Origin of the sequence: Stenotrophomonas sp. NPDC077659 (genome assembly GCF_050268705.1) — a bacterium.
Lineage (GTDB): Bacteria > Pseudomonadota > Gammaproteobacteria > Xanthomonadales > Xanthomonadaceae > Stenotrophomonas.
In genome coordinates, this window is sequence record NZ_JBNNHG010000184.1 from 1 (window position 1) to 6,303 (window position 6,303).

General features: G+C 66.5%; 8 protein-coding genes. 1 reads left to right on the forward strand and 7 read right to left on the reverse strand.

The annotated features are described in order from the left end of the window. The 7 genes from ACQKDV_RS17680 to ACQKDV_RS17710 all read right to left on the reverse strand — a co-directional run. A partial coding sequence (locus ACQKDV_RS17680) for a glutamine amidotransferase-related protein (RefSeq protein WP_427785487.1) occupies positions 1–141 on the reverse strand: 141 nt, incomplete at its 3' end. A 2-nt stretch (positions 142–143) separates the two neighbouring features. Continuing rightward, the gene (locus ACQKDV_RS17685) at positions 144–944 is read right to left on the reverse strand and encodes an SIMPL domain-containing protein (RefSeq protein ID WP_427785475.1); all 801 of its coding nucleotides are present in this window, start codon (positions 942–944) and stop codon (positions 144–146) included. Between the two features lie 67 nt (positions 945–1,011). After that, positions 1,012–2,514: an anthranilate synthase component I gene (gene trpE / locus ACQKDV_RS17690; RefSeq protein ID WP_427785477.1), complete on the reverse strand. Its 1,503-nt coding sequence runs from the start codon at positions 2,512–2,514 to the stop codon at positions 1,012–1,014. Between the two features lie 348 nt (positions 2,515–2,862). Then, the gene (gene yegS, locus ACQKDV_RS17695; protein WP_427785479.1) at positions 2,863–3,798 is read right to left on the reverse strand and encodes a lipid kinase YegS; all 936 of its coding nucleotides are present in this window, start codon (positions 3,796–3,798) and stop codon (positions 2,863–2,865) included. 302 nt (positions 3,799–4,100) lie between these two features. Then, positions 4,101–4,583: an N-acetyltransferase family protein gene (locus tag ACQKDV_RS17700; RefSeq protein WP_427785481.1), complete on the reverse strand. Its 483-nt coding sequence runs from the start codon at positions 4,581–4,583 to the stop codon at positions 4,101–4,103. A 61-nt stretch (positions 4,584–4,644) separates the two neighbouring features. Continuing rightward, positions 4,645–5,319 (reverse strand): ribulose-phosphate 3-epimerase, encoded by a 675-nt coding sequence (gene rpe, locus ACQKDV_RS17705; protein ID WP_427785484.1) that lies wholly within the window; start codon positions 5,317–5,319, stop codon positions 4,645–4,647. Positions 5,320–5,349: 30 nt separating this feature from the next. After that, positions 5,350–5,679 (reverse strand): J domain-containing protein, encoded by a 330-nt coding sequence (locus ACQKDV_RS17710; protein ID WP_006399039.1) that lies wholly within the window; start codon positions 5,677–5,679, stop codon positions 5,350–5,352. Positions 5,680–5,820: 141 nt separating this feature from the next. Here ACQKDV_RS17710 and ACQKDV_RS17715 point away from each other — a divergent pair. After that, positions 5,821–6,303 (forward strand): phosphoribosylaminoimidazolesuccinocarboxamide synthase (locus ACQKDV_RS17715; RefSeq protein WP_427785485.1); only part of this gene is annotated, 483 nt, incomplete at its 3' end.

Sequence of the window (6,303 nt, forward strand, 5' to 3'; positions counted from 1 at the left end):
GCATGATGCCCCCTGCACGGGCCCTACGCTACGCTGCCGCCGCGACGCTGGGCGCACCACCCTCACCTCGGCGCCCAGCGTCTGCAGGTACTGCACGAGGTTGTAGGTGAAGCTGTCGTAGTTGTCGATCATCCACAACATGGTCAGGTTCCGTCGCTTATCAGGAAAATGGCGTATACGTTTTCGGTGTAGGTGATGGGGGCTGCCTGCAGCAATTCGCCCGGCGCTGGCGCCGCAGCGGCACGGCTGCCGGTCACCTGGATCCGATCCAGCGAGTCGCCTTCTGCCGGTGCGTAGGCATAGCCGTCGCCGGCCTGTCCGCTGCTAGGCCACGTACCGGCCTGCACGCCATAGGCGAAACTGGGGGCCACATCGGAAATGCTGTAGAGACCGGTGATTTTCGCGCCATAGGCACCGGCCAGCCCCTTGGCAGACGCGCGCGTCTGTGCGGCGGCTTCGGCCTTCAGTTCGGCGCGCAGGCCTGCTTCATCCGTGTAGGTCGGCGCCGCCGTCCTCACCTGTACTTCGCGGCTGGCCTTCAGCTCACCCAGGAAGCTCTTCAGCGCCTCGGCCGTGGCGAAGGATGCGCTCAGGCTACGGCTCGCCTCGACGCCGTTGTACACCTGTTCGTCATCGCGGTACCGAGTGGACGGCGAGATGCTCAGGTTGTCCGCACGCACGCTGCCCTTGATGGCGCCGTGCTTCTGGAACAGCGCGAGCACCTGCTCGGTATTGCCCTGGACGCGGCGGCGGGCAACCTCGGTCTGCATGTCGATCGTTTCCAGCTCCACCTTCACGGTGAAGCGGTCCGGCATGACCGTGCGCGTGGCATTTCCCTTTACCAGCAGGTGCGGCTGCGAAGGAAGGGTATTGGCCTGCGCCCACGCAGACGGGGCCATCGTGGCCAGCAGTGACGACCACAGCAATGCGCTCAGCAGCTTCATGCGGTACTCCTTGTCTTGAATGGGAACAGCGGAAGGTGCCGCAGCGCAGGCCACGGCACAGAGAGGCTTACAGGCCCTTGGCGGCCTGAGCGACGGCGCGGAACAGCGCACGGCCCTTGTTCATCGTCTCGTCCCATTCCTTGTCCGGGTCCGAGTCGTAGACGATGCCGGCGCCGGCCTGCACGTACAGGCGGCCACCCTTGATGACGGCGGTACGGATCGCGATGGCGGTATCGGCATCGCCGTGCCAGCCGATGTAGCCGATGCTGCCGGCGTACACATTGCGCTTGATCGGTTCCAGCTCGCGGATCACTTCCAGCGCGCGGATCTTCGGCGCGCCACTGACCGTACCGGCCGGGAACGTGGCGCGCAGCACATCGGCATAACTCAGGCCCGGCTGCAGTTGGCCGGTCACTTCGCTGACGATGTGCATGACGTGACTGTAGCGCTCGATCACGAACTGCTCGCCCACTTCCACGGTGCCGGCCTTGGACACGCGGCCGGCATCATTGCGGCCGAGGTCGATCAGCATCAGGTGCTCGGCGCGCTCCTTGGGGTCGGCCAGCAGCTCGGCTTCCAGCGCCTGGTCCAGTTCCGGCGTGGCACCACGCGGACGGGTACCGGCGATCGGGCGCACGGTCACTTCACCATCCTGCAGGCGCACCAGGATCTCCGGCGACGAACCGACCACCTGCAGATCGCCGACATCGAGGAAGTACATGTACGGGGACGGATTGAGCGCCCGCAGTGCGCGGTACACATCCACCGGGCGCGCCTTGAACGGCACGCTCAGGCGCTGGCTCAGCACCACCTGGAAGATGTCGCCGGCGCGGATGTATTCCTTGCTGCGCTGGACCGCATCGACGAAGCCTTCGCGGGTGAAGCCGGACACGAAATCGGATTCGTCCAGCACATCGCTGTTGAGCGGCGCGGGATAGCCCGCACCCGGCGCACGCAGCTTGGCGGTCAGGGCATCCAGGCGGGCCTGGGCCTGCTCGAACGCCCCTTCGACACGCGGGTCGGCATGCACGATCAGGTACAGGCGGCCCTTCAGGTTGTCGAACACCGCCAGTTCGTTGGAATCCAGCAGCAGGATGTCCGGCGTGCCCAGCTCATCACGGCCGGCCGGGGGGGCCAGGCGTGGTTCGATATAGCCGATGCATTCGAAGCCGAACCAGCCGACCAGGCCACCGGTGAAGCCCGGCAGGCCGTCCAGCTTGGGCACCGAGTGGGCGCTGCGCAGCGCCTCGACCTCGGCGAAGGGGTCGGCCACCTCGCGGGTGTCCACCACCTGGCCATCCTCGCGCACGGACAGGGTGTGGCCGTGGAAGGCGTACACGCGACGTGCCGGCAGGCCAATGATCGAGTAACGACCAAACCGCTCGCCGCCTTCGACGGATTCAAACAGGTAGGTATTGGGGCCGTCGGCGAGCTTCAGATAGACCGAAAGCGGCGTGTCCAGGTCGGACAGCACTTCGCGGACAACGGGGATATGGGTGTGGCCTTCAGCGGCCTGCTGCTGAAACTGAGCGAGCGAATTCAAGACGACTTTCCTTCCGGGACACAGCATTGGGGGATCGGACGACGGCAACGGGCCACCATCGCCACCAACGGCGTGCGGAAGAAAGGGTACGAGGGGTCGTCAGGCTGGACACCCCTTGACTGTATCGCAGGATCGGCGGGAGGGGAACCCTGTGAAACTGAACCACGGCGAGCACGGTGCCGGCGGTGGGGGCTGTGGCGCGTACCGCTGCGACTACCGGTGCGGGATCCGCGGCGGGGCTGCGGCGACTACCGGTGCGGGGACCGGGACGGCGACCGGTAGAGTCGACTGTTAGTCGACTGCTCTTCCATCAGGTGCCGGGAAACCCCGCGCTGCGCGCGTTAGTCGACTAACAGTCGACTCTACCCGTCGGCTCTACCCTTGCCCGCCCAGCAGCGGGCATCCAGCCGGCAGGTGCATCCGCATCCGGCCCGGCACGCAGTCGATACGGAAACGTTGCGCCTGCACCGGCTCGCCATCCAGGTTCAGGGTCAACGCCTGCGGGGCGTCGATCTGCAGCCACGGCAGCTGTGCGCGGGTCGCCGCGCGCTCCAATGCGGCTTCCTTGCCACCGGTCAGCATCTGGCCCAGGGTCGCGGCCACCTCGCCCTCCAGTTCGGGCACCACGGTGACGTCCAGCAGGCCATCATCGATCAGCGCCTGCGGGCACAGTTGCTGGCCGCCACCGGCCTGGCGGCCGTTGCCGATGCCCAGCGCGATGAAGCCGCCTTCCCAGGCGAAATCCGGACCCGTCAGGCGCGCGGTGATCGGTTCGATGCGCCCCAGCTTGGCGATGCCGGTGATGACATACGCCAGGCCGCCCAGCATCTTCTTCAGGCCTGCATCGGTTTCCACGGTCACCTGGGTGCCGAAGCCACCACTGGCCAGGTTGGCACACCACCACGGCGTGCCATCGGCGTCCACGCGCAGCAGGTCGATGGGACGAGCAGGCGCCTGTCCAATCAGCGCGAAGGCGTCAATGGGTTCAGTGGGAATTCCAGCCGAGGTGGCGAAATCATTGGCCGTGCCCATCGGCACCAGCGCCAGCGACGGCAGCGCGTCGGCCGGCTCATCGCGATGGGCCAGGGTTTCGGCCACTGCACTGAGCGTACCGTCGCCACCCGCCGCCACGATCACGTCCACGCCATGGTCGATGGCCTCGGCCACGTAGCGTTCGGCGTCGCCCTCTTCCCAGGTCACCCGCACTTCCAGCTGCACGCCCTGCCCGCGCCAGTGGCCGACGGCCTCGCGCAGATCGTCACTGCCAGCGGATTTTCCGTTGAGGATCAGGCGCCAACGCAGGGTGGTCATGCAGATGCTTCCACAGGGGGACGCACAGGCTATCAACGCGGCGTTTGCCCGCAGTGAATGTCACGCCGGTGTCATTCAGGTGCTGGAGAATGGAAGTCCATAGCAGGGACGATGGATGGAGGCAGGATCAGCCTCCCACGCATGCAGCGAGGCCACGCCAGTGATTGGGCGTGGCCTTTTTTTGCGCCCGGATCATCCACGCATGCCGTGGCTCTACCGGGGAATCGTGCGAACCGCCTCCACCCCATCCAGGTTGAGGCGCGGACGCAGTGGATCCAGGCCATGCGTCGACGCCCTTCGTTTCAACCGTTGGCGAAATCGTGCAGCGCCTGCCCCTGCAAACGGTATACGGTCCACTCGTCCTGCGGCTTCGCGCCGGCGGCGGTGTAGAACGCGATGGCGGGGGTATTCCAGTCCAGCACCGACCATTCGAAGCGACCGCAGCCCTCGGCCACGGCCTGCCGCGCGATGTACTTCAGCAGTGCCTTGCCGGCGCCGGCGCCGCGCTTTTCCGGGCTGATGTACAGGTCTTCCAGGTAGATGCCCTTGCGGCCCAGCCAGGTGGAATAGCTGTAGAAGTACACCGCATAGCCGATGGCTTCGCCGTCGGCTTCGCAGATCAGCGCGCGGGCGCTGGCATCGGCACCGAACAGGCTCTCGGCAATGCCGATCTCATCGGTCTGCACCGCGTGCTCGGCCTTCTCGTAGATGGCCAGTTCGCGGATGAAGCGCAGGATCAGGCCGGCGTCGGCCACGGTGGCCGCGCGGATGTTCAACAGTGCCATGAGGATCAGAAAAGGGGACGGAGGGAATTAATCGAGCTTAATCCCCTCCGTCCCCTTTTTTTCAGCGGGCGGCGGCGACGTTCGCGCGCATCTGCGCGATCACGTCCTGGTAGCGGGTCTTGGCGTTGAAGATGGCCGAACCGGCCACGAAGGTGTCGGCGCCGGCAGCGGCGATGGCGCCGATGTTGTCGGCCTTCACGCCACCGTCGATCTCCAGGCGGATGTCCTTGCCGCTGGCATCGATCTTCTGGCGGACCACGCGCAGCTTGTCCAGCGCCGAAGGAATGAACGCCTGACCTCCGAAGCCCGGGTTGACCGACATCAACAGCACCAGGTCCAGGTCATCCAGCACCCAGTCCAGGATGTCCACCGGGGTAGCCGGGTTCAGCACGATGCCCGGCTTGCAGCCCAGCGAACGGATCAGCTGGATGGTGCGGTGCGGGTGGCGGCTGGCCTCCGGGTGGAAGCTGATGTAGGTGGCACCGGCCTCGGCGAAGTCCGGGATGATGCGGTCCACCGGCTCGACCATCAGGTGCACGTCGATGGGGGCGGTCACGCCGTGCTTGCGCAGGGCCTGGCAGACCATCGGGCCGATGGTCAGGTTGGGCACGTAATGGTTGTCCATCACGTCGAAGTGAACCCAGTCCGCACCGGCGGCCAGGACGTTGTCCACTTCCTCGCCCAGGCGGGCGAAATCGGCGGACAGGATGGACGGGGCGATGAGGCAGTTGGACATGGCCGGGGCCTTGGAGACGAGGGAAAGGGGTCAGCGCTTGCGCAGCGTCTTGATGCGGTCGTAGGCGGCGTTGATCCGCCGCGACTTCTGCTCGGCCTGCTGCTGCAGCTCGGGGGCCGCGCCGCCGAGCTTGTCGGGGTGATACTGGGAAATGAGCTTGCGGTAGGCCCGCTCGACCTCGGCGTCGGTGGCCTCGGAGGTCAGCCCCAGCTCCCGGTACGGGTTCTCCTTGTTCAGGCGGAACCAGTCCGAATCGAAGGCGTGGCCGATCAGCAGGCCGATGACCGCCCCGAACAGCGGATTGGGCCGGAACAGCAGGGCGCCGGCGATGAAACCGAGCAGTTTTCCGTACCAGCGCATGGCGCCCCAGGGTCGACCGGCGAAATGGACGCTCATTTTACGTCACAGCGGGCCCGGACGGCTTTACACTAGGCCGCCCGCTGGTCAGCGGGCCCGCCGGGTCCGTTGGGCAGCCGTATCGACGAAGCCCCAGGAGTGCCCGTGCCGACCACGCTGTTGCAATCCGATCTCCCCGGCCTGCCCTTGCGCCATCGCGGCAAGGTGCGTGATGTGTTCGATATCCCGCGCGAGCGGCTGCCTGCAGGGACCCCGCCGGGCGACTACCTGCTGATGGTGGCCACCGACCGCCTGTCGGCGTTCGATGTGGTCCTGCCCGACCCGATCCCGGGCAAGGGCGAAATGCTCTGCCAGGTGTCCAACTTCTGGTTCGCCAAGACTGCGCACCTGATGCCCAACCACCTGACCGGCATCGACGTGGCCAGCGTGCTGCCCGAAGGCGTGGACCCGGCCCTGTATGCCAAGCGCGCGGTGGTCACCCGCAAGCTGAAGCCGGTGCCGGTGGAAGCCATCGCCCGCGGTTACCTGATCGGCAGCGGCTGGAAGGACTACCAGCGCACCGGCAAGGTCAGCGGGACTTCGTCGTTGAAGCCACCACCCAGGAGCGCGCCCAGCGCCTGCTGGGCA